Origin of the sequence: Streptomyces sp. NBC_01476, assembly GCF_036227265.1 — a bacterium.
In the GTDB taxonomy this organism is placed as follows: Bacteria; Actinomycetota; Actinomycetes; order Streptomycetales; family Streptomycetaceae; genus Actinacidiphila.
Genome location: NZ_CP109446.1, coordinates 5,663,024 through 5,688,591 on the forward strand (window position 1 = coordinate 5,663,024; position 25,568 = coordinate 5,688,591).

At 71.7% G+C, this 25,568-nt stretch carries 25 protein-coding genes; 21 read left to right on the forward strand and 4 right to left on the reverse strand.

Annotated elements, in window-relative coordinates:
* Positions 1–33 precede the first annotated feature (33 nt).
* From OG552_RS24845 to OG552_RS24855, 3 genes are all read right to left on the reverse strand, one after another.
* Entirely contained in the window at positions 34–825 is a 792-nt protein-coding gene (locus OG552_RS24845) for a gamma-glutamyl-gamma-aminobutyrate hydrolase family protein (RefSeq protein WP_329136492.1), read from the reverse strand.
* Between the two features lie 8 nt (positions 826–833).
* Positions 834–1,157 (reverse strand): non-heme iron oxygenase ferredoxin subunit, encoded by a 324-nt coding sequence (locus OG552_RS24850; RefSeq protein WP_329136494.1) that lies wholly within the window; start codon positions 1,155–1,157, stop codon positions 834–836.
* Between the two features lie 186 nt (positions 1,158–1,343).
* Complete coding sequence (locus OG552_RS24855; protein ID WP_329136496.1) at positions 1,344–2,114, reverse strand: SDR family oxidoreductase; 771 nt, start codon at positions 2,112–2,114, stop codon at positions 1,344–1,346.
* Between the two features lie 321 nt (positions 2,115–2,435).
* Here OG552_RS24855 and OG552_RS24860 point away from each other — a divergent pair, with 321 nt between their 5' ends.
* The 10 genes from OG552_RS24860 (at position 2,436) to OG552_RS24905 (ending at position 13,513) form a co-directional block, all read left to right on the forward strand.
* Positions 2,436–2,882 (forward strand): carboxymuconolactone decarboxylase family protein, encoded by a 447-nt coding sequence (locus tag OG552_RS24860; RefSeq protein WP_329136498.1) that lies wholly within the window; start codon positions 2,436–2,438, stop codon positions 2,880–2,882.
* Between the two features lie 134 nt (positions 2,883–3,016).
* Entirely contained in the window at positions 3,017–3,727 is a 711-nt protein-coding gene (locus tag OG552_RS24865) for a sulfotransferase family protein (RefSeq protein WP_329136500.1), read from the forward strand.
* Between the two features lie 411 nt (positions 3,728–4,138).
* Positions 4,139–5,743, forward strand: a complete 1,605-nt coding sequence (locus OG552_RS24870; RefSeq protein ID WP_329136503.1) for an alpha/beta fold hydrolase — start codon at positions 4,139–4,141, stop codon at positions 5,741–5,743.
* A gap of 181 nt (positions 5,744–5,924) precedes the next feature.
* A complete protein-coding gene (locus OG552_RS24875) occupies positions 5,925–7,472 on the forward strand; it encodes an FAD-dependent monooxygenase (protein WP_329136505.1) in 1,548 nt (515 codons plus the stop codon).
* A 2-nt stretch (positions 7,473–7,474) separates the two neighbouring features.
* Entirely contained in the window at positions 7,475–8,950 is a 1,476-nt protein-coding gene (locus tag OG552_RS24880) for an FAD-dependent monooxygenase (RefSeq protein ID WP_329136507.1), read from the forward strand.
* Between the two features lie 23 nt (positions 8,951–8,973).
* The gene (cysC, locus tag OG552_RS24885; RefSeq protein WP_329141094.1) at positions 8,974–9,534 is read left to right on the forward strand and encodes an adenylyl-sulfate kinase; all 561 of its coding nucleotides are present in this window, start codon (positions 8,974–8,976) and stop codon (positions 9,532–9,534) included.
* Positions 9,531–10,466 (forward strand): sulfate adenylyltransferase subunit CysD, encoded by a 936-nt coding sequence (gene cysD, locus OG552_RS24890; RefSeq protein WP_329136510.1) that lies wholly within the window; start codon positions 9,531–9,533, stop codon positions 10,464–10,466. The genes cysC and cysD overlap by 4 nt, the downstream gene beginning before the upstream one ends.
* 2 nt (positions 10,467–10,468) lie before the next feature.
* Entirely contained in the window at positions 10,469–11,806 is a 1,338-nt protein-coding gene (locus OG552_RS24895; RefSeq protein ID WP_329136511.1) for a sulfate adenylyltransferase subunit 1, read from the forward strand.
* 52 nt (positions 11,807–11,858) lie between these two features.
* Positions 11,859–13,055: a ParB/RepB/Spo0J family partition protein gene (locus OG552_RS24900; RefSeq protein WP_329136513.1), complete on the forward strand. Its 1,197-nt coding sequence runs from the start codon at positions 11,859–11,861 to the stop codon at positions 13,053–13,055.
* 41 nt (positions 13,056–13,096) lie between these two features.
* Positions 13,097–13,513 (forward strand): pyridoxamine 5'-phosphate oxidase family protein, encoded by a 417-nt coding sequence (locus OG552_RS24905; protein WP_329136516.1) that lies wholly within the window; start codon positions 13,097–13,099, stop codon positions 13,511–13,513.
* Between the two features lie 3 nt (positions 13,514–13,516).
* On the opposite strand, the gene OG552_RS24910 is transcribed toward OG552_RS24905, so the two are convergent.
* Positions 13,517–13,978, reverse strand: coding sequence for a nuclear transport factor 2 family protein (locus OG552_RS24910; RefSeq protein WP_329136518.1), 462 nt, complete (start codon positions 13,976–13,978; stop codon positions 13,517–13,519).
* Positions 13,979–14,153: 175 nt separating this feature from the next.
* Between OG552_RS24910 and OG552_RS24915 the strand changes: the two genes are divergently transcribed.
* From OG552_RS24915 to OG552_RS24965, 11 genes are all read left to right on the forward strand, one after another.
* A complete protein-coding gene (locus OG552_RS24915) occupies positions 14,154–15,617 on the forward strand; it encodes an FAD-dependent monooxygenase (protein WP_329136520.1) in 1,464 nt (487 codons plus the stop codon).
* A 51-nt stretch (positions 15,618–15,668) separates the two neighbouring features.
* Complete coding sequence (locus OG552_RS24920) at positions 15,669–16,364, forward strand: antibiotic biosynthesis monooxygenase family protein (protein ID WP_329136521.1); 696 nt, start codon at positions 15,669–15,671, stop codon at positions 16,362–16,364.
* Between the two features lie 109 nt (positions 16,365–16,473).
* A complete protein-coding gene (locus tag OG552_RS24925) occupies positions 16,474–16,803 on the forward strand; it encodes a TcmI family type II polyketide cyclase (RefSeq protein WP_329136524.1) in 330 nt (109 codons plus the stop codon).
* A complete protein-coding gene (locus tag OG552_RS24930) occupies positions 16,800–18,071 on the forward strand; it encodes a beta-ketoacyl-[acyl-carrier-protein] synthase family protein (protein WP_329136525.1) in 1,272 nt (423 codons plus the stop codon). The genes OG552_RS24925 and OG552_RS24930 overlap by 4 nt, the downstream gene beginning before the upstream one ends.
* Positions 18,068–19,279: a ketosynthase chain-length factor gene (locus OG552_RS24935; RefSeq protein ID WP_329136526.1), complete on the forward strand. Its 1,212-nt coding sequence runs from the start codon at positions 18,068–18,070 to the stop codon at positions 19,277–19,279. The genes OG552_RS24930 and OG552_RS24935 overlap by 4 nt, the downstream gene beginning before the upstream one ends.
* Positions 19,280–19,369: 90 nt before the next feature.
* Positions 19,370–19,639: a phosphopantetheine-binding protein gene (locus OG552_RS24940; protein ID WP_329136529.1), complete on the forward strand. Its 270-nt coding sequence runs from the start codon at positions 19,370–19,372 to the stop codon at positions 19,637–19,639.
* A 14-nt stretch (positions 19,640–19,653) separates the two neighbouring features.
* On the forward strand, positions 19,654–20,439 hold the full coding sequence (fabG, locus tag OG552_RS24945; RefSeq protein WP_329136531.1) for a 3-oxoacyl-ACP reductase FabG: 786 nt from the start codon (positions 19,654–19,656) through the stop codon (positions 20,437–20,439).
* A 42-nt stretch (positions 20,440–20,481) separates the two neighbouring features.
* Complete coding sequence (locus OG552_RS24950; protein ID WP_329136533.1) at positions 20,482–21,426, forward strand: aromatase/cyclase; 945 nt, start codon at positions 20,482–20,484, stop codon at positions 21,424–21,426.
* Position 21,427: 1 nt separating this feature from the next.
* Positions 21,428–22,999, forward strand: a complete 1,572-nt coding sequence (locus tag OG552_RS24955) for an FAD-dependent monooxygenase (RefSeq protein WP_329136535.1) — start codon at positions 21,428–21,430, stop codon at positions 22,997–22,999.
* Between the two features lie 130 nt (positions 23,000–23,129).
* Entirely contained in the window at positions 23,130–24,662 is a 1,533-nt protein-coding gene (locus OG552_RS24960; protein WP_329136537.1) for an FAD-dependent monooxygenase, read from the forward strand.
* Positions 24,662–25,564 (forward strand): alpha/beta hydrolase, encoded by a 903-nt coding sequence (locus OG552_RS24965; RefSeq protein ID WP_329136540.1) that lies wholly within the window; start codon positions 24,662–24,664, stop codon positions 25,562–25,564. Before OG552_RS24960 ends, OG552_RS24965 begins: the two co-directional genes overlap by 1 nt.
* Positions 25,565–25,568: the final 4 nt, after the last annotated feature.

Genomic DNA, 25,568 nt, shown 5'->3' on the forward strand with positions numbered 1-25,568 from the left:
CTCGTAGCGTGACGACGATCTCTGTAGCCCCGGTCAAGGACGGGTGGACCCCTCCGGGGCACCGGCGGCGGTGCGCTGGGACATGCGTCCGGCCGCCGCCGCGAGCGCCCGGTGGAAGCGGTCGTCCGCGGTCTGGCCGGCTTCCCACTGCACCCCCACCGCGAAGGGGTGACCGACCGCCTCGACCGCCTCGACGACCCCGTCCGGAGCCCATGCGGTGGCGCTGAGGCCCGTCCCGATCCGGTCGACCGCCTGATGGTGGTGGCAGAACGACTCGGCGGCGTCGTCGCCGAGGATCCGGGCGACGTGGCTGCCGGCCCGGAGCTTGAGGACGTGCCGGCCGAAGGTGAAATCCTCCGTGCGCGGGCGGTGGGCGTCGTCGCCGGTGATCTCCGGCAGATGCTGGTGCAGGGTGCCGCCGAACCGGACGTTCAGGAGCTGCATCCCGCGGCAGACGGCGAGCAGCGGCAGGCCCGCGTCGAGCGCCGCACCGATCAGCGTCAGCTCGGCGCGGTCCAGGTCCTGGCCGACGACGCGGGTCGCGGGATGCGCGTCCTGGCCGTACAGCGCCGGGTCGACGTCCGGGCCGCCCGGAACCAGCAGACCGTCGAGCGCACCGACAAGATCCTCGGCGCGGTGCCCAGGCGGCAGCACCACGGGGACGCAGCCCGCGGCGGCGAGGAAGTCCACATGCGACTGGAGCGCCAGGCTGACCGTCATCCCGGTGCCCTGGAGAATGACCGGTGCCGTCCGTGCGGATATCCCGACAACCGGGCGCCGGGCGGCTCGCGGCGCGGCCTGCGGGGCGGGTGAGGGTGAGCTCATGGCCGTCCTCATGCCTGGCTCCCGGCATCCGGCGAGACGTAGACGTAGCCCTCCTCGACCATCACCCGGTAGGTGGTGATCGGCCGCGTCGCGGGCGGGTTGGTGGGGGCGCCGGTCTGCAGGTCGAAGCAGGACCCGTGCAGCCAGCACTCGATCGTCCCGTCGTAGACCTCGCCCTCGGCGAGGGACACCTCCGCGTGCGAGCAGAGATCGCTGACCGCGTAGACCGTACCGCCGCTGCGGGCCAGCGCGACCGGGGTGCCGTCGACCTCCACCGCGATCGCGCCATCGGCCGGAACCTTCTCTTCCGGGCAGACCTTGACGAAGCTCATCGGTCCGGATCTCCTCCTTCGTCGAATCCGGCGGCCACTCGTTTCCCGCCGCGCCGAGGGCGGGGAACCGGCCGCCCGTCACCCTGCTCGCCGGCTCTCGAGAACGAGCCGAGGACAGGACGAGGCTCGTCGGAGCGGCCGGCGGGGCGCACCGGCGTCACGTGCGCGGCTTCCCGCGACGGGTCCTCACCACGGGACCGGGCCGTCCTCGGACAGGGAGGCACCCGACGGACCGCCGGCGTCCAGCAGGGCCAGGTGGACGGCGATCGCCGCACCCTGCGCCGGCGTCCGCTGCCCGCGGTGGTGGTTGATGTCCGTGGCCACCACGCCCGGATGGGCCGCGTTCACCTTGACCGGTGTCTCGCGCAGCTCCTTCGCGTACGCCAGTGTGAGGGCGTTGAGCGCGGTCTTCGAGGACTGATAGGCGATCATGTTGACCGCCGCGACCGGGGAGTGCGGATCGGCGTGCAGGGTCAGTGACCCGATGTGGCTGGACATGTTGACGATGCGGCCGGCCGGTGAGCGGAGCAGCAGCGGCAGCATGGCGTTGGTCACCGTGACCACGCCGAAGACGTTGGTCTCGTACACCTCGCGCAGGTCGTCGGCCGTCGCCCGGCTGGGGGCGCCGGTGAAGCCGCCGGCGATGCCCGCGTTGTTCACCAGGACGTCCAGGCGGCCGTGACGCCTTTCGATGCCGGCCGCCGCCTCGGCCACGGAGGTCGCGTCCGTCACGTCGATGCGCACCGGCAGCGCCGTGACACCGAGTTCCGTCAGCGAGTCGGCCGCCTGCTTGCCCCGCACCTCGTCCCGGGCGCCGACGAGGACGACGGCGCCCCGCTCGCCCAGTTGCCGTGCTGTCTCGTATCCGATCCCCTTGTTGGCGCCCGTCACGAGCACGACCCTCGCGGCCTTGTCGACCTGTTCCTTGTCGACCTGTTCGATCTTCTCGACCGGCACGTCCGCAGTTCCTTTCTCTCGGAGGAGGAGCTCCCCAGACTGTGGGCACCGCCGCCGCCGTTGTCGACGCCCGGCACGTTCAACCGCGTCCACTCCGCGGTCGAGCAGGCGGGTGGCCGGCGGCCACCGCACGCGGAGGCGTCCGTCACGCACCCGCCCGGCGCCCCGTTCGGCGCTCACTTGCCGGACGGACGCAACCGGCGGCAGCCTGGTGCCCGGCACTCGCCGCCGCGTCCCCCTCGCCCCCGCTGCTCCGCCGGGTGTCCGGCAGGGCGGCACCCGGGCGGCGGGGGACGGCCCCGACTCCCAGGAGATGACCCGATGCCACCCCGGATGAACAACCCCTCGCTGGTCGTGCCGGATGCCCTCCAGCCGCTGCTCGACCTGTCCAAGGTCATCGGCGGGACCGGTGTGCCACAGCGGACGCTCGATCTGGTCCGGCTGCGGGTGAGCCAGATCAACGGCCGCCTCTACACGCTCCCGGCCGATCTCGGAAAGGCCGTGGAGGCAGACGAACGCCTGCCCCTGGTGGCCGGCTGGCGCACGGCGTCCTGCTTTTCCGGCGCTGAGCGTGCCGCACTGGCGCTGGCCGAGAGCACCACCGAGATCAGCGGCCAGGAGGACCCGGTGCCCGACGAGGTCTGGGAGCAGGCGGTGGGGCACTTCAAGGACGAGGAACTCGCCGCGCTGGTCCTCCACATCGGCCTGGTCAACCTCTGGAACCGGGTCAATGTGTCCACCCGGCAGGTGCCCGCCGACTGGCGCTGACCCCGGCCTGCACCACCCCTGGCAGACACCGCGGAGCGCGCCCAACAGGCGTCATCCGAGGGGCGGTTGACGCCCCCGGTGCCGCGGGAAAGCATGCTGCCGGCCGACCGTACCGATGGAGGGAAGACCTCGCGATGCTGAAGCTCATCAACGCCGGCTTAGGCCGGACCGGGACGACGTCGTTGCAAGTGGCGCTGGAACGACTCGGCCTCGGACCCTGCTACCACATGTTCGACATCGTCGGCGACGAGAAGCGTCTCCAGCAGTGGGAAAGCATCGTCTGCGACGGCAAGAGCCCTGACTGGGACGCGGTGTTCGACGGCTACACCTCCGCCGTGGACGGCCCGCCCTCCTTCTACCACCGCCCGATCATGGAGGCGTTCCCCGAGGCCAAGCTGGTGCTCACGGTGCGCGACGCCGAGGGCTGGTACGAGAGCACCTACAACACGCTGTACCAGTTCGTCCTGAAGAACAAGGACAACCCTCCGGAGGAGGGCTCCCGGCAGGCCCGGGTCCTCCGCATGACGACGGTCATGACATGGGACGGGCTCTTCGACGGGCGGTTCTCCGACAAGGACTACGCGATCGAGGTGTACCACCGGCGCAACCAGCAGATCATCGACTCGGTCGCCGCGGACAAGCTGCTCGTCTATGACGTGAAGCAGGGCTGGGAGCCGCTGTGCGGCTTCCTCGGGGTCGAGGTGCCGGCGGAAGGCTTCCCCCACGTCAACACCACCGCGTCGATGCGCGAGAGGATGCAGCGCATGGGCGGCGCCGGCGGCCCGATCGCCCCCGAGGGCGTCGGCGGGCCGGTGCCCCGGGCCCCGGTGCGGGAGCAGGGCTGAGGCAGCCGACGACGCCGGAGCCGACCGGCGGGCGGTGCCCGGAAGAGCCGTTCGGATGTACGGTGCCGGCCGGGCCGGGAGCGCGGGACCATCCCGCCTCCCGGCCTTGTCGGCCTTTTCGTGTCCCCGCTTCCCGGCCGGTTCCCGCCGGCATGCGATGAGCCAGTGATCGTTTTCCCGCTGTGCGGCCGGAACGCCCGCACGAGCCCGATGCGGGACCCCTCTCCCTGTGTTCAACCACCGCCGTGCTCAACCACGGTTGTTCTTCGGCCCACCACCCTCTCGGTACTCTTCCGCAGATCCTTCGCCAGGCCCGTGCACCGGGCTTGTCGACATGCCCATGAAACGGGCCGTCCGACCTGCCCGTTCACCGGGTGCGCCGGCCGGTCGCGATACACGATGGGGGAATCCGTGAAGAGAAGAAGACTCGTCGCGGCGGTCGCGGCGGCAGCCGCTCTGGCCGGCGTGGCCGTGGCCGCACCGGTGCGGGCAGCGGCCACACCGGAGGTGGCAGCCATCAGTTGGTCGCCCTGCCCGGACAGCGACCCGCTCGTCGGAACCCTGCTCAAGGGGCTGCAGTGCGGCTCCCTGCAGGTGCCGCTGGACTACAGCCGGCCGAACGGCCGGAAGATATCCCTGGCGCTGACCCGGGCCGGGCACACCGCACCCGCCGACCGGTACCAGGGCGTCGTCCTCCTCAACCGCGGCCAGTGGCCAGGTCAGTTCGGACGGGACCTGCCCACCCGGTTCGCCACCGGCACCTCCGGGTTGCCGACGACGGTCGGGGCCCAGTACGACTGGATCGGCTTCGACCCGCGGGGCACCGGGGCCAGCGAGCCGATGGTCACCTGCGACCCGTCCTACCTCTGGCCGGGGCAGGCCCGGCCGGACTACGTGCCGCGTACGGCCGCGCAGGAGCGCGCCTGGGTCAGCCGGGCTCAGGATTTCGCCGAGAGTTGCGGCAGAACCTACGGGGACGTGCTCCCCTTCCTCAGCACCAAGGACTCCGCCCGGGACATGGACGCGATCCGGCGGGCGCTCGGCGAGCGGCAGATCAGCTACTTCGGCTACGACTACGGCACCTACCTGGGCTCGGTCTACGCCTCCATGTTCCCCACGCGGGTGCGGCGCATGGTACTGGACACCGTCGTGGAGCCGGACGGCACCTGGTACGACACCGACCTGGAGCAGAACGCCACCTTCGAGAACGGCGCCAGGATCTACTTCTCCTGGATCGCCGCGAACGACGCCACCTACCACCTGGGCACCACACAGGCCGCGGTCGAGGCCAACTACTACAAGGGCATGGACAAGGTGCGCCGGACGCCGATCGATGGGGAGATCGGCCCGTCCGAGTACACCGACATCTTCCTCGTCAGCCTCTACCGCCGCTCCTCGTGGACAGCCAACGCCAAGGCACTGGCCGACTGGGTCCTGCGCGCGGACCCGGCCGGGCTGCGGGCCGGCTTCGGCGTCCCTGGCACTCCGACCCAGAACAAGCAGGCCATGTACAACGCGGTCCAGTGCGTCGACACGCCCTGGCCGCGCGGCTGGAAGCGCTGGCAGGACGACTACTCGGCCCAGTACCGCGCCGGCAACCGGTTCATGACCTGGTACGACGCCTGGTACAACGCGCCCTGTGCCTTCTGGCCGGTGCGGGCCGGCACGCCGCAGAAGATCGGCAACAAGAACGTCGACGTACTGCTGCTCCAGGGCGACAGTGTCGGCGACTCCCCGCTCTCGGGTGCGCTGCGCATGCACCGTCAGTTCCCCGACTCCCGGCTGGTGGTGGAGCGTGACGGGTTCGAGCACGAGACGTCCATGTCGCGCAACGCTAACACCTGCATGAACGGTTACGTCAGCGCCTTCTTCGAGGACGGCAGCCGCCCGGCGTCCGTCCAGGGCGTCGACGCCTCCTGCACGGCCAACCCGGCACCGGTTCCGCCCGCGTCGAACGTGTCCACTGTGCTGGCCGGAGTCCCGGCGTCCGGCGCGGCGCCGTCCGCCACGCGCTGATCCGGTCTCTCCCGAAAACCGCGCACAGGGGCGTTCAACCGCGGAGAATCCGCGGTTGAACGCCTTCTGCAATGCTCGCCGGCCGACCGTTCCCAGGAATTGATCGCGTTATTGCAACCGAGCAGGACGCTGTGTACTTTGAGCCCGACGAATTCCCAGCCGCTCCCGTTGGAGGGCACTTATGGAAACTGGCGTGATAATTGTCGGTGCCGGGCCGGTCGGCCTCTTGCTGGCCGGTGAACTTCACCTCGGCGGAGTGGATGTCATCGTCTACGAAAAACTTTCCGCCCGATCCGGTGAATCCCGTGCGCTCGGCTTCAACAGGCGGGCGGCCGAATCTTTGCAACAGCGCGGAATGCTTGACCGGCTGGGCGAATTCCGATGGGGCCCGATGGGGCACTTCGGCGGTGTCCGCTTCGACCTCGGCATGCTGGACGAGAACCACAGCGGGGTACTGGGACTCTCTCAGGCCAGGACCGAGGAAATGCTGGAGAACTGGTTGACCGAACGCGGAGTTCTGGTGCGGCGCGGCTACGAGGTGACCGGCGTGCGGGAGACGCCGGACGGCGTCGTCGTGGCCTTCGAGGGTCCGGACGGCCCCGGGGAGACGACCGCCGGGTACGCGGTGGGCTGCGACGGCCCGCGCAGCGCCGTCCGCGCGGCGGCCGGCATCCCCGTGACCGGCCGGGAGTCCGTCCGGGGCATGTACACCGCCGAGGTCACCGATGTCACCCTGCGGCCGCGGCCCATCGGCGAGCGGCTTCCCGGCGGCAACATGGTGGTGTGCACCCCGCTCGGGGACGGCCGCTACCGCATCGTGATCCACGACAGGACTCTGCCGCCCGACCCGGACCCGGACTCCCTGACGTTCACCCAGGTCGCCGACGCGTGGCAGCGGCTGACCGGCGAGTCCGTCCACCATGCGCGGCCGCTGTGGCTGTGGGCCTGTGGCAACGAGGCCGGGCTGGCCGACCAGTACCGGCGCGGCCGGGTGCTGCTGGCCGGCGACGCCGCGCACGCGATACCGCCACTGGCCGCGTGGGGGCTCAGCGCGGGCCTCCAGGACGCGGTGAACCTTGGCTGGAAGCTGGCGGCGGCGGTCGGTGGCTGGGCGCCCGACGGGCTGCTCGACACGTATCACGCCGAACGCCACCCCATAGGCCGGGAGCTCGTACGCAACTCACAGGCGGCCTCGATGCTGTATCTGGGCGACGACGCCATGGACCCCATCCGTGAGGTGCTGGGTGAGTTGGTGGCGCACAAGGACGCGGCGGGGCATCTGGCCGGGATCGTGAGCGGGCTGGGTGTTCGCTATGACGTGGGTGCGGGGGAGCATCCGTTGCTGGGGTTGCGTATGCCGCCTGGGTGGGAGGTGGTGCGGGCGGGTGGTGGCCGGGTGCGGATCGGGGAGTTGCTGGGTGCGGCGCGTGGTGTGCTGGTGGTGACGGGCGGGTCGGTGGCCGGGCGGGTTGCGGAGGGCTGGGCGGACCGGGTCGACGTGGTGAGCGGTGTCTGGGCCGAGCCGGCGGAGCCTGCGCTGGAGGCGGTGCTGGTGCGGCCTGACGGCTATGTGGCCTGGACGTCGCCGGGCAGTGAGCGTGGCCTGGCCGAGGTGCTCGGGCAGTGGTTCGGCAACACCCGCACCACCGCCCTCGCAGCCCGCACCGCCCCCCCGGCCGCCGCGGTCGCCGCCCCGGCCGTCGTCGGCACCGACCGGACAGGAGTGTGAGCATGGCAAGGGAGGTGATCGTCGTCGGCGCCGGTCCCGTCGGACTGATGACGGCCGGTGAACTGCGCCTCGGCGGCGTCGATGTCGTCATCTACGAGAAGCTGCCCGCCCGGCCCCGGGAGTCGCGCGGTGCCAGTCTCACCCGGCGCGCGGTCGAGTGCTTCGACCAGCGGGGGCTGCTCGGCAGGCTCGGCGAAACCGAGCCCGCCGACGCCCACTTCGGCGGTGTTCCGATCGACCTCAGCATGCTGACGGAGGACCACCGCGGCGCCAGAGGGATCTCCCAGTTCCGCACCGAGCGGATGCTGGAGGACTGGGTGACCGGACTCGGCGTGCCGGTGCGGCGCGGCTACGAGGTGACCGGCGTGCGGGAGACGCCGGAGGGCGTCGTTGTGGGCTTCGAGGGTCCGGACGGTCCCGGCGAGGACACCGCCTCGTACCTGGTCGGCTGCGACGGGGGCCGGAGCACCGTGCGCAGGCTGGTGGGCGTCGACTTCCCGGGCCCGGAGCCCACGCGCGGCTTCTTCACCGCCGACGTGACCGGGATCGAGACCCGGCGCCGGCGCATCGGCGAAAACCTGCCGGACGGCAGCATGATCATGGCGATGGACCTGGAGAGTGGCGTCACCAGGGTCGTCGTGTACGAGCGGGGTACGCCGCCGAAGGACCGGGACTCACTGGCCTACACCGACCTCGCCGACGCGTGGCAGCGGCTGACCGGCGAGTCCATCCACCACGGGGAATGCCGCTGGATGAGCTGCTTCACCGACGCCTCCAGGGTGGCCGCCGAGTACCGGCGCGGCCGGGTGTTCCTGGCGGGTGACGCCACCCACGTCCAGCCGCCGGCCATGGCCCAGGGGCTGAGCGTGGGGGTGCAGGACGCGGTGAACCTTGGCTGGAAGCTGGCGGCGGCGGTCGGTGGCTGGGCGCCCGATGGGCTGCTCGACACGTATCACGCCGAACGCCACCCCATCGGGGCGCAATTGGCGCGCAACGCCCGTGCCGCGATCGAACTGCGCCTCACCGGCGAGGAGATGCAGCCGGTCCGTGAGGTGCTGGGTGAGTTGGTGGCGCACAAGGACGCGGCGGGGCATCTGGCCGGGGTCCTGAGCGGGCTGGGTATTCGTTATGACGTGGGTGCGGGGGAGCATCCGTTGCTGGGGTTGCGTATGCCGCCTGGGTGGGAGGTGGTGCGGGCGGGTGGTGGCCGGGTGCGGATCGGGGAGTTGCTGGGTGCGGCGCGTGGTGTGCTGGTGGTGACGGGCGGGTCGGTGGCCGGGCGGGTTGCGGAGGGCTGGGCGGACCGGGTCGACGTGGTGAGCGGTGTCTGGGCCGAGCCGGCGGAGCCTGCGCTGGAGGCGGTGCTGGTGCGGCCTGACGGCTATGTGGCCTGGACGTCGCCGGGCAGTGAGCGTGGCCTGGCCGAGGTGCTCGGGCAGTGGTTCGGCAACGCCCGCACCACCGCCCGGCTCGGCTAGAACCCGTCGAGAGCACGGCGACCATCAACCCCCAGGAGGCACACGTGACTCTCGGAGCCACCGTCTGGTTCACGGGTCTGCCGAGCGCCGGAAAGACCACCATCGCCCGTGCGCTGGCCGGCCGGCTGCGCATCGAGGGCCGGCGGGTCGAGGTGCTCGACGGCGATGAGATCCGCGAGTTCCTCTCCGCGGGCCTCGGCTTCAGCCGCGAGGACCGGCACACGAACGTCCAGCGGATCGGTTTCGTCGCCGAACTGCTGGCCTCGCACGGGGTGCTGGTGCTGGTCCCGGTGATCGCGCCCTACGCCGACAGCCGCGTGGCGGTGCGCAAGCGCCACCAGGCACAGGGCACCGGCTACCTGGAGATCCACGTGGCCACCCCGGTGGACGTCTGCTCGGACCGGGACGTCAAGGGGCTGTACGCCAGGCAGGCGGCCGGTGAACTGAGCGGCCTGACCGGGGTGGACGACCCGTACGAGGCTCCGGACCGGCCGGACCTGCGGATCGAGACGCAAGGGCACACCGTCGAGGAGTCCGCGGCGGCCGTACACGGGCTGCTCGCCGAGAAGGGTCTGACCACATGACGACGACCGTCGCGACAGCCGGCGCCACCGACAGCCCGTACGCGCTGACCCACCTGGACGCGCTGGAGTCCGAGGCGGTGCACATCTTCCGCGAGGTGGCGGGTGAGTTCGAGCGGCCGGTGATCCTCTTCTCCGGCGGCAAGGACTCGATCGTCATGCTGCACCTGGCGCTGAAGGCGTTCGCGCCCGCCGCGGTGCCGTTCTCGCTGCTGCACGTGGACACCGGGCACAACTTCCCCGAGGTCCTCGACTACCGCGACCGGGCGGTGGCCCGGCACTCCTTGCGGCTGCACGTGGCCTTCGTACAGGACTACATCGACCGGGGGACGCTCAAGGAGCGCCCGGACGGCACCCGCAACCCGCTGCAGACGGTGCCGCTGACCGAGGCGATCCAGCGGGAGCGGTTCGACGCGGTGTTCGGCGGCGGCCGGCGTGACGAGGAGAAGGCCCGGGCCAAGGAGCGGGTCTTCTCGCTGCGGGACGAGTTCTCGCAGTGGAACCCGCGCCGGCAGCGCCCCGAGCTGTGGAACCTCTACAACGGCCGGCACGCGCCCGGTGAGCATGTGCGGGTCTTCCCGCTCTCCAACTGGACCGAGCTGGACGTGTGGCAGTACATCAAGCGGGAGTCCGTCGAACTGCCGGACATCTACTTCTCGCACGAGCGAGAGGTCTTCCAGCGCAACGGCATGTGGCTGACGGCGGGGGACTGGGGCGGTCCGGGAGAGGACGAGACGATTCAGAAGCGGCGGGTGCGCTACCGAACGGTCGGGGACATGTCCTGCACCGGTGCCGTCGACTCCGAGGCCGACACCACCGACAAGGTGATCGCCGAGATCGCCGCCTCCCGGCTCACCGAGCGCGGTGCCACCCGCGCCGACGACAAGCTCTCCGAGGCCGCCATGGAGGACCGCAAGCGTGAGGGGTACTTCTAGCCATGACCAGTACCGCCGACCCCGCCGAGCCGCTGCCGCCGCAACGGGCGCACGCGGCCACCCTGCTGCGGTTCGCCACCGCCGGTTCCGTCGACGACGGCAAGTCCACCCTGGTCGGGCGGCTGCTGCACGACTCCAAGTCGGTGCTGACCGACCAGCTGGAGGCCGTGGAGCGCGCCTCCGCGGGCCGCGGCACCGAGGGCCCTGACCTGGCGCTGCTCACCGACGGCCTGCGCGCCGAGCGGGAGCAGGGCATCACCATCGACGTCGCCTACCGCTACTTCGCCACCGCCCGCCGCCGCTTCATCCTGGCCGACACCCCGGGCCATGTGCAGTACACCCGCAACATGGTCACCGGGGCCTCCACCGCCGAACTGACGGTGGTCCTGGTCGACGCCCGCAACGGCATGGTCGAGCAGACCCGCCGGCACGCCGCGATCGCCGCCCTGCTGCGCGTCCCGCACGTGGTCCTGGCCGTCAACAAGATGGACCTCGTCGGCTTCGCCGAGCCGGTCTTCGCCGCGATCGCCGAGGAGTTCACCGCCTACGCGGCGTCGCTCGGCGTGCCGGACGTGACGGCGATCCCGATCTCCGCGCTGGCCGGGGACAACGTCGTCGAGCCCTCCGCCCGTATGGACTGGTACGGCGGCCCGACCGTGCTGGAGCACCTGGAGACCGTCATCGTCACCCACGACCTGGCGTCCGGCCCGGCCCGGCTGCCGGTGCAGTACGTGATCCGGCCGCAGACCGCCGAGGACCCCGACTACCGCGGCTACGCCGGCCAGATCGCCTCCGGCGCCTTCCGTGTCGGCGACGAGATCACCGTGCTGCCCTCCGGGCGCACCTCACGGATCCGCGGGATCGACCTGCTCGGTGAGCCGGTGGACACCGCGTGGGCGCCGCAGTCGGTGACGCTGCTGCTCGCCGACGACCTCGACATCTCCCGCGGCGACCTCATCGCACCGACCGCCCAGGCGCCTGCCACCATCCAGGATGTGACGGCGACCGTCTGCCACGTCGCCGACCAGCCACTCACCGTCGGCCAGCGAGTACTCCTCAAGCACTGCACCCGCACCGTCAAGGCGGTCGTCAGGGACATCCCCTCCCGGCTCACCCTCGACGACCTCTCCCCGCACCCCGCCCCCGGCCGGCTGGCCGCCAATGACATCGGCCAGGTCAGCATCCGCACCGCCGAACCCCTGCCGCTCGACTCCTACGGCGAGTCACGGCGCACCGGCTCGTTCATCCTGCTCGACCCCCAGGACGGCGCCACTCTCACCGCGTGCATGACCGGCCAGACGGGGGTGGGAGTCCGTCAACCGGCTCTCGACCGCGGCTAGAGACGCCGCTGACACGCTCGTCGGGGACGGCGACAGAGAGGAGCCACTCCGGATGGCTGACAACGGCGGGCGGGCTACGGTGATCGCGGACGGCTTCGCGCCGGCGGGGAGAGACGACGGCGGATCGGCGGTCGTCGACAGACGTCGCGGGAACGTTCTGGGTCTGAACACAGCTGGTCCGCGGGACGCCGACCCGGGCGGCTTCGATCTGCGGACCGTCGAGAGCCTCCCGGCGCACCAACTGCCGGTGCAGGCACTGTCGCCCGAACTGTGCCTGCGCCAGGGCGGAGTGAACGCCGTACATGTCCAACTGCTCGTCGAAGTATCGGGCCATGCACAACTCCCGCCCATTCTGGTGCGGAAGAACGGCTGGGGCGTCATCGACGGCCTGCACCGGCTGGAGGCCGCGAAGCTCCGTGGCGACCGCAGCATCACAGCGCGCTTCGTGGAGTGCACGGACGCCGAAGCACTGGTACTGGCCATGCGGGCGAACACCGCGCACGGGCTCCCCTTGTCGAGAGCGGACCGCCTGGCCGGGGCCGAACACGTCCTGACCGCGCACCCCGACTGGTCCGACCGAGCCATCGGTCTTATCACCGGACTGAGCGGGAAGACGATCGCGGGCCTGCGCGACCGTACCGCCGGCGAGGCACCCCCTGGCGGCAAGCGTCTCGGCCGGGACGGACGGCTGCGCTCAGTGGCGTCCGGGGAGGGCAGGCGGCGCGCCGCCGCGTACCTTCAGGCCCATCCGGACGCCACGCTGCGGGAGGTCGCCCGGGAGACCGACGTGTCCGTCGGTACGGTCCACGACGTCAGGACCCGGCTGCGGAGCGGGGCCGGCCCGGAGCGGAATGGGAGCCGGGTGTCCGGCGGGTGGCCGTCCGGCCTCCCGGAGGGCACGGACGGCGCCGGGGCCCGGGAGGCGTCGGACCGCACCGCGCGGGACATCCACGCCGTATCCGACACCGAGGGCACCCAGGCGCGGGGCCGGAGCCATCCTGACGTACCGCTCGCCTGGGCGGCGGTGTCGGCCAAGGTGGCCAACGACCCCTGCGTCCGCTATACCGAGGGCGGCAAGGAGTTCCTCCAGTGGATGGCGCTCCACGCGTCCGATCCGGACGGGTGGCAGGAGCTCATCAACGCCGTACCCGCCCACTGGCTCAGTGTCATCGCGCCGATAGCCGAAAGCATCAGCAAGGAGTGGAGCCTGTTCGCCGAGCGGCTCAGGAGCCGGCAGGAAGCGGTGTGAGGGCGGAACCGGCGCCGGTGACCGAAAGGGAATCCCACACGATGACGCTCCCCCCGCAGCACAGCGGCACGGCGGCGGTCCCGTCCGCGGTCGACGCGTTCCTCGCGGGGCCGCACACGGCCGTGCTGACCACGCTGAGACCCGACGGATCTCCCCATCTGGCACCCGTGCGGTTCACCTGGGACCCCCGGTCGCGGCTCGTCCGCGTCCTGACCGTGCGCACGACGCGCAAGGTCAGGAATGTGCTCGCCGCGCCCGGGGCCCGCGTCGGGCTCTGCCAGGTGGACGGCTTCCGGTGGGTCACCCTGGAGGGGACCGCCCAGGTCCTCGACGCTCCGGAGCGAGTCGCGGAAGGGGTACGCCGCTACGCGGAGCGCTACTGGTCGGCCCCTCCCGACCCGCCGGGGCGGGTGGTCGTCGAGATCGCGGTCGACCGGATGCTGAGCCTCAACTGCTGAGTCTCAACTGCCGGACGCGACAGGGCTTCCCTGCGACCAGATCAGTTCGAACGACAGACGGGTGAGGCGCCAGCCGGCCGGGGTGCGGCGTGCCCGGCCGGTCACCGATGTGCCGGTGACGAACAGCGCGGCGCGCTCGTCGCCGGGGTGGTGGACGTGTGTGGAGACGAGGTTGGCGCGGAGCGTCGCCTCGTCGCCCGAACACTCGACGACCGCCGGTGAATTCAGGTGCTGGGTGCGTGCGAATTTCGCCAGGGAGTGGCGGTGCCATTCAGCGAGCCCGGTGATTCCCTCGTAGGTGCTCATGGGAAAGGAAACGACGGCGTCGGAAGCGAAAAGGCCGTACGCCCAGGCGTCGTCCAGTACCCCGCTGTCGAGCGCCAGCAGATACCGGTTCAGCAGACCGCCCACCGTGGCGGCGTCGGCCGTTTCCGGTGCGAATTTCTCTACGCGAGTCGAGGTCATACCTGAGGATGGTCCCTTGCGGGCCGCCCGCCCAAGACCGCCTGCATAGATCTGACATTTAACGGCGAAATTCTGTACCGCCCTGCAGAAAACCTGTCCTGAATTCTCTTTACCGCCCGATCCGGCGCTGTCCATACTCGTGGGACATCAACCAGAAGAGGGCGGATGGGCGACGATGGACAATTATGACGCGGACGTGATCATCGTAGGCGCCGGTCCCACTGGGCTCATGCTCGCCGGTGAACTCGGCCTGCACAAAGTTTCGGTGGTCGTTCTCGATCGGCTCGCCGAACCGATGCGGCAGTCGCGCGCGCTCGGATTCTCGGCGCGCACCATCGAGGAATTCGGGCAGCGCGGGCTGCTGTCCCGGCTCGGTGCGGTGGACGTCATCCCGGTCGGGCACTTCGGTGGGGTTCCCCTCGACTACCGGGTGCTCAGCGGCGGTTCCTACGGCGCACGCGGCATACCGCAGTCGCGGACCGAGGCAATGCTGGCCGGCTGGGCGGCCGACAATGGTGCGCGGACACGGCGGTCCGTCGAGGTCACCGGCCTGGCTCAGGACGACGACGGGGTCACGGTGAGCGTGTCCGGCGTCGACGGCGGCGAACTGCGCGCCCGGTACGTCATCGGCTGTGACGGAGCCCGCAGCGTTGTGCGCGGGGCCGCCGGGATCGGCTTCCCCGGCACCGAGCCGACGGTCGAACTGCGCTTCGCCGACGTGTCCGGCGTCCAGCTGCGGCCCCGGTTCTCCGGGGAGCGGGTTCCCGGGGGCATGATCATGGTGCTGCCGCTCGGCCCCGACCGCTGCCGCATCATCTACTACGACCGTGACGAGCCGCTGCGCGAGAGCGCGGAGCCGATCACCTTCGACGAGATCACCGACACCTTCCAGAAGCTGTCGGGCGAGGACATCAGCGCGGCCACGCCGTCGTGGGTCAGCTCGACCACCGACGTCAGCCGGCAGGCCGCCGAGTACCGGCGCGGCCGGGTGTTCGTGGCGGGCGACGCCGCGCACGTCCATCTGCCGATCGGCGCCCAGGGTATGAGCGCGGGTGTCCAGGACGCGGTGAACCTCGGCTGGAAGCTGGCACTCGTTCTGAAAGGGCAGGCCCCCGAGGGACTGCTCGACACCTACCACACGGAGCGGCACCCGGTCGGTGCCCGCATCCTGACCAACACCCTGGCCCAGCGCACCCTGTACCTCGGCGGTGAGGAGATCACGCCGCTCACCGACGTCTTCACCGAACTCACGCGGTACGAGTCGGTGCGGCGGCACCTCGTCGGCATGGTCACCGGTCTCGACATCCGGCACGACGTGGGACCGGGCGGGCACCCGCTGCTCGGCCGGCGTCTGGAGGACGGCGAGCTGACCGGCGAGGGGCGGCGGACGACCGTGCACGAACTGCTGCGCGGCGGCCGGGGCCTCCTGCTCGACCTCGGCGGCGACGGCGCGCTGCCGGACACCGCCAAGCCGTGGTCCGACCGCGTCGACACCGTACGGGTCGAGCGCGGCGAGAAGCTGCCCGTGGTCGACGCGATCCTGCTGCGGCCCGACGGCTACGTCGCCTGGATCACGCCCGATCAGGGCGGAAGCACCCTGTCCGAAGCACTGGAGCACTGGTTCGGCCCCGCCGCATGAGGCCGCCGGCCGCGCAGTCCGCATCCACTCCTCCCAGGAAGTGACCACACCATGCCCCGAATCTCCCCTGCCGACGACTACCTGACCGTTCTCAACCTGTTCACCACCGACACTCCGGAGAAGCAGGACACGCTGCTCCAGGAGATGGGAAAGATCGTCGACTCCGCGGCCTACGAGGGCTGGATCTCCTCCACCGTGCACGCCGGGCAGGAGAGCCCCGGCACCGCCAACTTCATCCAGTGGCGCAGCGGCGAGGACCTGGAGAAGCGGTACGCGGGCGAGGAGTTCAGGCACCGCACGCTGCCGGTCTTCCAGGAGATCACCACCTCTATCCGGCTGCTGCAGAGCCGGATCGTCCACACCCACCGGCACCCGTCGCAGGGCAACACGACCGAGATCGCGCCGAAGCGCGACGACTACACCGTGATCGAGATCTTCAAGGTCGCCGAGGGCGACCAGGACGAGCTGGTCGCGGAGCTGGGTGAGGGCCGCAACTGGCTCGTCGATGTGCCCGGCTACCGGTCGCACAGCGTGTTCAAGGGACTGCGCGCGCGCTTCCTCGACGGCCCCTTCGCTGTCGTCTACTCGCAGTGGGCCGGCAAGGACGAGTACGACGCCCACCGCACCCAGCCGGAGCCGGAGAAGCCGGAGGCGCGGCTGAAGTCCGAGGCGCGGATCGACGCGCTGAAGACGGAGAGCGACTGGAACGGCTACCGCGTGGTGCACACGCGCGCGGCCGGCGAGTAGCACCACCGCCGGGACCGGCCCGCCCCGGGCCGGTCCCGGCGGACCGTCCCCGGCCCCGCGCGGGGACCCCCCGTACAGCCCCGTGTCTGTCCACCGCAAGGAGTGAGGTATGCACAGCACGCTGATCGTGGCCCGGATGGCCATCGAGTCCAGCCGCGATGTCGCGCGGCTGTTCGGCGAGTTCGACGCCACGGACATGCCCCACCGGATGGGGACCAGGCGCAGGCAGCTCTTCGCCTACCGCGGACTCTACTTCCACCTCCAGGACTTCGCGTCCGACGACGGAGGCTCGCGGATCGAGGAGGCCAAGGACGACCCGCGCTTCGTCGGGATCAGTGCGGACCTGAAGCCCTTCATCGCTGCGTACGACCCCTCGACCTGGCGGTCCCCGGCCGACGCAATGGCCACACGCTTCTACCACTGGGAGAGCGGCGCATGACGGGGCGTCGGGTCGTCATCACAGGACTGGAGGTCCTCGCCCCCGGCGGCCTCGGCCGGGAGGGCTTCTGGCAGCTCATCAGCGAGGGACGCACCGCCACCCGCGGCGTCACCTTCTTCGATCCGTCGCCCTTTCGTTCCCGGGTGGCGGCCGAGGCCGACTTCTGCGGGCTGGACTACGGGCTCAGCCCGCAGGAGGTGCGGCGTATGGACCGCGCCGCGCAGTTCGCGGTGGTCACCGCGCGCGGCGCGGTCGAGCACAGCGGAGTCGAACTGGCCGCGCTTGAGCCTCACCGGATCGGCGTGGTCGTCGGCAGCGCCGTGGGCGCCACCATGGGGCTCGACGAGGAGTACCGCGTGGTGAGCGACGGCGGCCGGCTCGACCTGGTGGACCACCGCTACGCCGTCCCGCATCTGTACGACTACCTGGCGCCGAGCTCCTTCGCCGCCGAAGTGGCGTGGGCGGTGGGCGCCGAGGGGCCCTCGACGGTCGTCTCCACCGGGTGCACCTCCGGCATCGACGCCGTCGGCTACGGCGTGGAGCTGGTGCGCGAGGGAACCGTCGACGTCATGGTCGCCGGAGCGGCGGACGCCCCGATCTCACCGATCACGATGGCGTGCTTCGACGCGATCAAGGCGACCACACCGCGGCATGACGCTCCGGAGCAGGCCTCGCGCCCCTTCGACGGCACGCGCAACGGCTTCGTGCTCGGCGAGGGTTCCGCCTTCTTCGTCCTGGAGGAGTTGGAGAGCGCCATGCGGCGGGGCGCGCACATCTACGCCGAGATCGCCGGCTACGCCACGCGATCCAACGCCTACCACATGACCGGACTGCGGCGGGACGGCGCGGAGATGGCCGAGGCGATCAGGGTCGCCCTGGCCGAGGCCCGGACCAATCCCGAGGACCTCGACTACATCAACGCCCACGGGTCCGGCACCAAGCAGAACGACCGGCACGAGACCGCCGCATTCAAGAAGAGCCTCGGCGAGCACGCGTACCGCACGCCCGTCAGCTCGATCAAATCGATGGTGGGGCACTCGCTGGGAGCCATCGGCTCCATCGAGATCGCCGCGTGCGCCCTGGCGATGCAGCACGACGTCGTGCCGCCCACCGCCAACCTGCACACCCCGGACCCGGAGTGCGACCTGGACTACGTGCCGCTGACGGCACGTGAGCAGCCGGTCGGCTCGGTACTGACGGTGGGCAGCGGATTCGGCGGATTCCAGAGCGCCATGGTGCTCACCACTGCGCGAAGGAGCACCCCATGACCTCCGTCGTCGTCACCGGCATGGGCATCGCCGCTCCCAACGGCCTGGGCGCCGCCGACTACTGGGCGGCCACCCGCGGCGGAAAGAGTGGCATCGGCCGCATCACGCGCTTCGACCCGTCCAGCTACCCGGCCCAGCTCGCCGGGGAGATACCCGGCTTCGAGGCCGCGGAGCACCTGCCCAGCAGGCTGCTGCCGCAGACGGACCGCGTCACCCGGCTGTCGCTGGCGGCGGCGGACTGGGCGCTCGCGGACGCGGGCGTGGACCCGGCGTCGTTCGACCCCCTGGACATGGGGGTCGTCACCGCCAGCCACGCGGGCGGTTTCGAGTTCGGCCAGGGCGAGCTGCGCAAGCTGTGGGCCCAGGGCAGCCAGTTCGTCTCCGCCTACCAGTCCTTCGCCTGGTTCTACGCGGTCAACAGCGGCCAGATCTCCATCCGGCACGGGATGAAGGGACCCAGCGGGGTGGTGGTGAGCGACCAGGCCGGTGGCCTGGACGCGCTGGCGCAGGCCAGGCGGCTGGTACGCAAGGGCACCCCGCTGGTCGTGAGCGGCGCCGTCGATGCTTCGCTGTGTCCCTGGGGCTGGGTGGCCCAGCTCGCCGGCGGGCGGATGACCACCAGCGACGAACCGACCCGGGCCTATACGCCGTTCGACCGCGACGCACGCGGATACGTGCCCGGCGAGGGCGGGGCGATCCTGATCCTTGAGTCCGCTGCCGCGGCCCGTGCCCGCGGCGCCCGGGTACACGGCGAGATCGCCGGACACGGCACGACCTTCGACCCGCCGCCCGGCAGCGGACGCGGGTCCACCCTGCGCACCGCGATCCGTATCGCGCTGGACGACGCGGGCGCCGCTCCCGACGACATCGACGTGGTATTCGCCGACGGCGCGGGCGTGCCCGAACTGGACCGGGTCGAGGCCGAGGCCATCAGCGAGGTCTTCGGATCCGGCGGGGTCCCGGTCACCGTACCCAAGACGATGACGGGCCGTCTGTACTCCGGCGCGGCACCGCTGGACGTCGCCTGCGCGCTGCTGGCCATGCGGGCGGGCGTCATCCCGCCCACCGTTCACGTCGACCCGTGTCCCGAGTACGACCTGGACCTCGTACTGCACCAGCCGCGCACGGCGAAGCTGCGCACCGCCCTGGTGGTGGCCCGCGGCCACGGCGGGTTCAACTCCGCCATGGTCGTGCGCGCCGCCGCGTGAAGGCCCCGCGGACCCGGAGCAGCCCGCGCCGGTGACCGCACACCGCGCCGCCTCGCCTGCCGTATCCCGAAACGAAGGAGACAGACCGACATGACGGACAGCCGATTCACCTTCGACGACCTCAGGCAGATCCTCCTCAAGGCCGCCGGCGCCGAAGAGGGCCTCGACCTCGACGAGGACATCCTCGACACCACCTTCCAGGAACTCGGCTACGAGTCGCTCGCGCTGCTGGAGACGGGCGGCTGCATCGAGCGCGAGTACGGCATCACCCTCGACGACGAGGCCCTGACCGACACCCTGACCCCCCGCGACCTGATCGGCACCGTCAACGAGCGGCTGGCCGCCGGCCGCGCTGCCTGAGAGGACATCACGCCATGGCACAGTCCCCTTCCCGTGTCGCGCTTGTCTCGGGTGCCACCAGCGGAATCGGCCTGGCGACCGCCCGGCTGCTGGCCGCTCAGGGCCACCGGGTGTTCCTCGGCGCGCGCACCGGCTCCGACGTCGACACGACCGTCAAGTCCCTGCGGGTCGGAGGCTTCGAGGCCGGCGGACAGGCTCTCGACGTCCGCGACGGTGCCTCGGTCACGTCCTTCGTCCAGGCCGCGGTCGACGCGTACGGCCGGGTCGATGTCCTGGTGAACAACGCCGGCCGGTCCGGCGGCGGGGTCACCGCGGACATCACCGACGACCTGTGGAACGACGTCATCGACACCAATCTCAACAGCGTCTTCCGGATGACCCGCGAGGTACTGACCACGGGCGGCATGCGGCAGCGCTCGCACGGCCGCATCATCAACGTCGCCTCCACCGCCGGCAAGCAGGGGGTGGTGCTCGGCGCCCCGTACTCCGCCTCCAAGCATGGCGTCGTCGGCTTCACCAAGGCGCTCGGCAACGAGCTGGCGCCCACCGGCATCACCGTGAACGCCGTCTGCCCCGGGTACGTGGAAACGCCGATGGCGCAGCGGGTGCGGCAGGGATACGCCGACGCCTACGGGACCAGCGAGGACGCGATCCTGGAGAAGTTCCAGGCCAAGATCCCGCTCGGCCGCTACAGCACCCCTGAGGAAGTAGCCGGCCTGATCGGCTACTTGGCCTCCGACACGGCTGCCTCCATCACCTCGCAGGCGCTGAACGTCTGCGGCGGACTCGGCAACTTCTGACCGTCCGGAGACCGGACGAGGACCGGAGAAGGAGCACTGCCCATGACGACGCGTCAGGTCGAGCACGCGATCACCATCGCCGCGCCCGCCACCACCATCTACCGGCTGCTGGCGGACGTGAGCCACTGGCCGCAGATCTTCCCGCCCACCATCCATGTCGAGCAGGAGGACACCGGCGCCCACCAGGAGCGCATCCGCATCTGGGCCACGGCGAACGGCGAGGCCAAGAACTGGACGTCACGCCGCACGCTGGACCATCAAGCTCTGCGCATCGCCTTCCGGCAGGAGGTCAGCACCCCGCCGGTCGCCGCGATGGGCGGCACCTGGATCGTCGAGTCCCTCGGCGAGGAGACGTCGCGGGTCCGGCTGCTGCACGACTACCGGGCCGTCGGCGACGACCCGCGGGACCTCCAGTGGATCGACCGGGCCGTGGACACCAACAGCACCGCGGAGCTGGCCGCCCTGAAGGAGAACGTCGAGCGCGTCCACGCCGCCGAGTCGCAGGACCTGGTCTTCTCGTTCACCGACACCGTGGAGGTCAACGGCGCCGCCAAGGACGTCTTCGACTTCGTCAACGAGGCCGGCCGGTGGCCCGAACGGCTGCCGCACGTGGCCACCGTGCGCTTCACCGAGCCGTCGCCGGGGCTGCAGACCCTGGAGATGGACACCCGCGCCAAGGACGGCTCGGTGCACACCACCAAGTCCTACCGGGTCGCCTTCGAGCCGGACAAGATCGCGTACAAGCAGGTCACGCTGCCTGCCCTGATGACCCTGCACACCGGCGTGTGGACGTTCACCGAGACCGGCCGGGGCACCACCGAGGCCGGCTCGCAGCACACGGTCTCCCTCAACACCGACAACATCGCCGCGGTCCTGGGTGAGCAAGCCACCGTCGCGGACGCCCGGGCCTATGTGCATGGGGCGCTGAGCACCAACAGCCGCGCCACGCTGGGCCACGCCAAGGACTACGCGGAGCGGAAGAGCTGACATGGCAGCCCAGCACACGGGCCCCGCCCAGCGACCCGGAACCGGCCCCGCCGGCGTGATGGAGACCCAGGTCATCATCGTCGGTGCCGGGCCTGTGGGACTCATGCTCGCGGCCGAGCTGTGCCTGCGCGGCGTCCAGGTGTCCGTGGTCGAGCAGCGCCACCGGCCCACCGCCGAGTCGCGTGCCTCCACGCTGCACGCCCGCACCATGGAGATCCTCGACAGCCGCGGTCTGCTGCCGGACCTCGGCACCCCGCCGAACGAGCCGCGCGGCCACTTCGGCGGCGTACCGCTGAACCTCACGCTGCCCGGGGCCTATCCAGGCCAGTGGAAGGTGCCGCAGACCAAGACCGAGTCAGTGCTTGAGGAGTGGGCGCTGTCGCTGGGCGCGGACATCCGCTGCGGCCACCGGCTGCGGCTCCTCGACCTGAGCCAGCACCCGGAAGCCGTCGAGGTGGAGGCCGTCGGCCGTGACGGGCGCCCGGTCCGGCTGCGCGGCAGCCACCTCGTCGCCTGCGACGGCCAGGACTCCACAGTGCGCCGGCTGACCGGGGCGGACTTTCCCGGCCGGCCGGCCGTCCGGGAGCTGCTGCGCGCCGACGTCGACGGCATCGACATCCCCGACCGGCGTTTCCAGCGGCTGCCACGCGGCCTTGCCATCGCGGCCCGCCGGGCGGACGGGGTGACCCGGGTGATGGTGCACGAGTTCGGCAGCGCCGCGCGGGAGCGCACCGGCCCGGTGCGGTACGAGGAGGTCGCCGCCGCCTGGCAGCGGGTCACCGGCGAGGACATCGACGGCGGGAAGCCGCTGTGGGTGAACCACTTCGACGACGCCAACCGGCTGCTGGCGCAGTACCGGCACGGCCGGGTGCTGTACGCCGGCGACGCCGCGCACCGGCAGATGCCCACCGGCGGCCAGGCGCTCAACCTCGGCCTGCAGGACGCCTTCAACCTGGGCTGGAAGCTCGCGGCCGAGGTCCAGGGGCACGCCCCCGAGGGGCTGCTCGACACCTACCACGAGGAGCGCCGTGCCGTGGGCGCCGCCGTGCTCGCGAACATCCGGGCCCAGGTGGCGCTGCTGCTCGGCGGCCCCGAGGTGGAGCCCCTGCGCTCGGTCCTGGCCGAACTCATCGCCGGCGAGCCGGTGCGTGCCCGGCTCGCCGGAATGATCAGTGGTCTCGACATCCGCTACAGCACCTGCGGCAGCGGCCATCCGCTGGTCGGCGCGCGGCTGCCGTACGCCCGGCTGCTGGTCGGCGGCTGCCCCCGCACCACCTTCGAACTCCTCAGGTCCGGGCGCGGGCTGCTGCTCGGCCTGGACGGACGGCCGCCGGCCGCGGGCGGACGGTGGGCCGATCGCGTCGACCTGGTCGCGGCGCGTCCGGAGCCGGGCGCCGACGCGGGCGAACTGGACGGGGTGGCGGCAGTGGCGGTGCGACCGGACGGCCATGTCGTGTGGGCGGCCGGAGCGGACCCGGGCACCGGGGCAGCCGCCGACACCGGATCCGGAGCGGATCGCGCCGGCGAGGGGCTTACGGCCGTACTCGGACGCTGGTTCGGCGCACCCCGCTGACCCGCACGCTGCTCACGCGCGCCCCGCAGACCGGGGCGCCCGCCCTCCCCACCGGCCGACGGCCGGCCGGGTGTCGACCCTGTGACGCGAACGAACCATTCAGACCAGAGTGAGACGAGGGAGGACAGCCATGGCACAGTCCGTAGTGGACACCGATGTCGTCGTGGTCGGCGCCGGACCGACGGGGCTGATGCTCGCGGGCGAACTGCTCCTGGGTGGCGCCCGCGTCACCGTGATCGAGAAGCTGGCCCGGCCGACCGGCCAGTCGCGGGGACTCGGCTTCACCGCCCGCGCCATGGAGGTGTTCGACCAGCGCGGGCTCCTGCCGGGATTCGGGCAGGGCGAGAGCCTGGAGACCAGCCCGGTGGGCCATTTCGGCGGGCTGCAGTTCGACTACACCGTCCTGGAGGACGCCCACTTCGGAGCCCGCGGCATACCGCAGAACGAGACCGAGGCCGTGCTGGAGGAGTGGGCCGGCAAGCTCGGCGCGGACATCCGGCGCGGCTGGGAGGTGGTGGAGCTGTCGGAGGGCTTCCTCGACGGCGACTCCGTCGAGGCCGTCGTGGAGACACCCGAGGGCACCCGGCGGTTGCGCTCCTCCTACCTCGTGGGCTGCGACGGGGGACAGAGCCGCGTCCGCAAGGCGGCCGGCTTCGACTTCCCCGGACTGCCCGCCACCCGCGCCATGTACCTGGCCGATGTTCTGGGTTGCGGGCTCAAGCCCCGGTTCCTGGGCGAACGCCTCCCGCACGGCATGGTGATGGCCGCCCCGCTGAAGGAGGGCGTCGACCGGATCATCGTCTGCCCGCACGGGACCCCGGCCCGCGAGCGGAACGACGACATCACCTTCGCCGAGGTCGCGGCGGCCTGGCAGCGCATCACCGGCGAGGACATCAGCGGCGGCGGCGCCGAGTGGGTCAGCTCCTTCAGCGACGCCAGCCGCCTGGTCGGGGAGTACCGGCGCGGCCGGGTGCTGCTGGCGGGGGACGCCGCGCACGTCCACCTCCCGGCCGGCGGCCAGGGGTTGAGCACCGGCGTGCAGGACGCGGTCAACCTGGGCTGGAAGCTCGCCGCAACGGTGCGCGGCACCGCCCCGGCGGGCCTGCTCGACACGTACCACGACGAGCGGCACGCGGTCGGGCAGCGGCTGATGATGAACACACACGCGCAGGGGATCGTGTTCCTCGGCGGCGAGCAGTCGGATTCGCTGCGCGCGCTGTTCGCCGAACTCATCGGGCACGACGTGGTCAAGCGGCATCTCGCGGGCATCGTCAGCCATCTCGACATCCGCTACGACCTCGGCGGCACCGGGGCGCAGGCGGACACCGGAGCGCACCCCCTGCTCGGGCGCCGGCTCCCCAAGCGGCCGATCAGCGGGGCCGGCGACGAGAGCGACACCTTCCGCCCCCTGCACCCCGGACGGGGTGTCCTGTTCGACCTGGCCGACAGCGCCGCGCTGCGCGCCACCGCCGGCCCCTGGTGCGACCGCGTCGACGTGGTGACGGCCGCCGCCGAGCCGGTCGAAGGCACCACCGATCCGCTGGCCGGCCTGGCGGCGGTGCTCGTCCGCCCGGACGGCCACGTGGCGTGGACCGGCGAGGGCTCGCCCGGCGGGCTCACCGACGCCCTCGGCCGGTGGTTCGGCGACGGGCGAGCCGCGTAGTGGAAGCGGCCGTCGGGGCGCCGCCCGCCGAGGAGGTCCGCGATGTCCTGCTGGAGGGCGCCGGGGTCGCCCTGTCCGCGCTGCTGAGCGAGCCGCCCGGCGGCGCCGCCCCCAGGGCCCTGGTCGTGGCGGTGCACGGGGGTGGCATGACCGCGAGGTACTTCGACGCGCGGGCGTGGCCCGGCCTGTCACTGCTGCGGCTCGGGGCACGTCTCGGCTTCGCGGTGCTCGCCGTGGACCGGCCCGGCTACGGCCGGTCGGCCGAGGCGCTGCCCGAGGGGATGGGGGTGGAGGAGCAGACCACGGTGCTGCGTGCCGCCGTGGCCGGCTATGCCCGCCGTCACCCCGCGGGTGCCGGTGTCTTCCTGCTGGGCCACTCCTTCGGCGGCAAGCCGGCCCTGTGCTGGGCCGCGCGCGCCGAGCAGGGCGACCATCTGCTCGGCGTGGACGTCTCAGGCTGCGGCCGGCGGTACGCGGCTGACGGGGACAGCTCGCCGTTGGCAGGCCCCGGTGGCCGGCGACAGCACTGGGGGCCGCTGCGGCTGTACCCGCAGGGCACCTTCCGGGCCGGCGCGGACATGGTCGCCCCCGTGCCCGCCCGGGAGGCGGCCGAACTCACCCACTGGCCCGAGTCCTTCGCACGGCTGGCGCCACGGGTGCGGGTACCGGTGCGGTTCACCTTCGCGGAACACGAGGCGCTCTGGCGCCACCGGGACGCGGACCTGGCAGAACTCGCGGCCTGTTTCGCCATGTCCCCGCGGGTGCTGCTCGACCGCCAGCCGGACGCGGGCCACAACCTCAGCCTCGGCTGGGCGGCCCGTGCCTACCACCTGCGGGCCCTCGGCTTCCTGGAGGAGTGCCTGGTCCAGAACGCCCTCGCACCCGGCGGCCCGGCGCGGTGACGGC

Coding starts and splice junctions, on each gene's coding strand:
- fabG (WP_329136531.1), top strand. CDS start 19,654: ATGGCACAGTCCCCTTCCCGTGTCGCGCTTGTCTCGGGTGCCACCAGC.
- OG552_RS24920 (WP_329136521.1), top strand. CDS start 15,669: ATGCCCCGAATCTCCCCTGCCGACGACTACCTGACCGTTCTCAACCTG.
- OG552_RS24935 (WP_329136526.1), top strand. CDS start 18,068: ATGACCTCCGTCGTCGTCACCGGCATGGGCATCGCCGCTCCCAACGGC.
- OG552_RS24880 (WP_329136507.1), top strand. CDS start 7,475: ATGGCAAGGGAGGTGATCGTCGTCGGCGCCGGTCCCGTCGGACTGATG.
- OG552_RS24940 (WP_329136529.1), top strand. CDS start 19,370: ATGACGGACAGCCGATTCACCTTCGACGACCTCAGGCAGATCCTCCTC.
- OG552_RS24930 (WP_329136525.1), top strand. CDS start 16,800: ATGACGGGGCGTCGGGTCGTCATCACAGGACTGGAGGTCCTCGCCCCC.
- OG552_RS24865 (WP_329136500.1), top strand. CDS start 3,017: ATGCTGAAGCTCATCAACGCCGGCTTAGGCCGGACCGGGACGACGTCG.
- OG552_RS24960 (WP_329136537.1), top strand. CDS start 23,130: ATGGCACAGTCCGTAGTGGACACCGATGTCGTCGTGGTCGGCGCCGGA.
- OG552_RS24925 (WP_329136524.1), top strand. CDS start 16,474: ATGCACAGCACGCTGATCGTGGCCCGGATGGCCATCGAGTCCAGCCGC.
- OG552_RS24895 (WP_329136511.1), top strand. CDS start 10,469: ATGACCAGTACCGCCGACCCCGCCGAGCCGCTGCCGCCGCAACGGGCG.
- OG552_RS24915 (WP_329136520.1), top strand. CDS start 14,154: ATGGACAATTATGACGCGGACGTGATCATCGTAGGCGCCGGTCCCACT.
- OG552_RS24860 (WP_329136498.1), top strand. CDS start 2,436: ATGCCACCCCGGATGAACAACCCCTCGCTGGTCGTGCCGGATGCCCTC.
- OG552_RS24875 (WP_329136505.1), top strand. CDS start 5,925: ATGGAAACTGGCGTGATAATTGTCGGTGCCGGGCCGGTCGGCCTCTTG.
- OG552_RS24955 (WP_329136535.1), top strand. CDS start 21,428: ATGGCAGCCCAGCACACGGGCCCCGCCCAGCGACCCGGAACCGGCCCC.
- OG552_RS24950 (WP_329136533.1), top strand. CDS start 20,482: ATGACGACGCGTCAGGTCGAGCACGCGATCACCATCGCCGCGCCCGCC.
- OG552_RS24905 (WP_329136516.1), top strand. CDS start 13,097: ATGACGCTCCCCCCGCAGCACAGCGGCACGGCGGCGGTCCCGTCCGCG.
- OG552_RS24850 (WP_329136494.1), bottom strand. CDS start 1,157: ATGAGCTTCGTCAAGGTCTGCCCGGAAGAGAAGGTTCCGGCCGATGGC.
- cysD (WP_329136510.1), top strand. CDS start 9,531: ATGACGACGACCGTCGCGACAGCCGGCGCCACCGACAGCCCGTACGCG.
- OG552_RS24910 (WP_329136518.1), bottom strand. CDS start 13,978: ATGACCTCGACTCGCGTAGAGAAATTCGCACCGGAAACGGCCGACGCC.
- OG552_RS24845 (WP_329136492.1), bottom strand. CDS start 825: ATGAGCTCACCCTCACCCGCCCCGCAGGCCGCGCCGCGAGCCGCCCGG.
- OG552_RS24900 (WP_329136513.1), top strand. CDS start 11,859: ATGGCTGACAACGGCGGGCGGGCTACGGTGATCGCGGACGGCTTCGCG.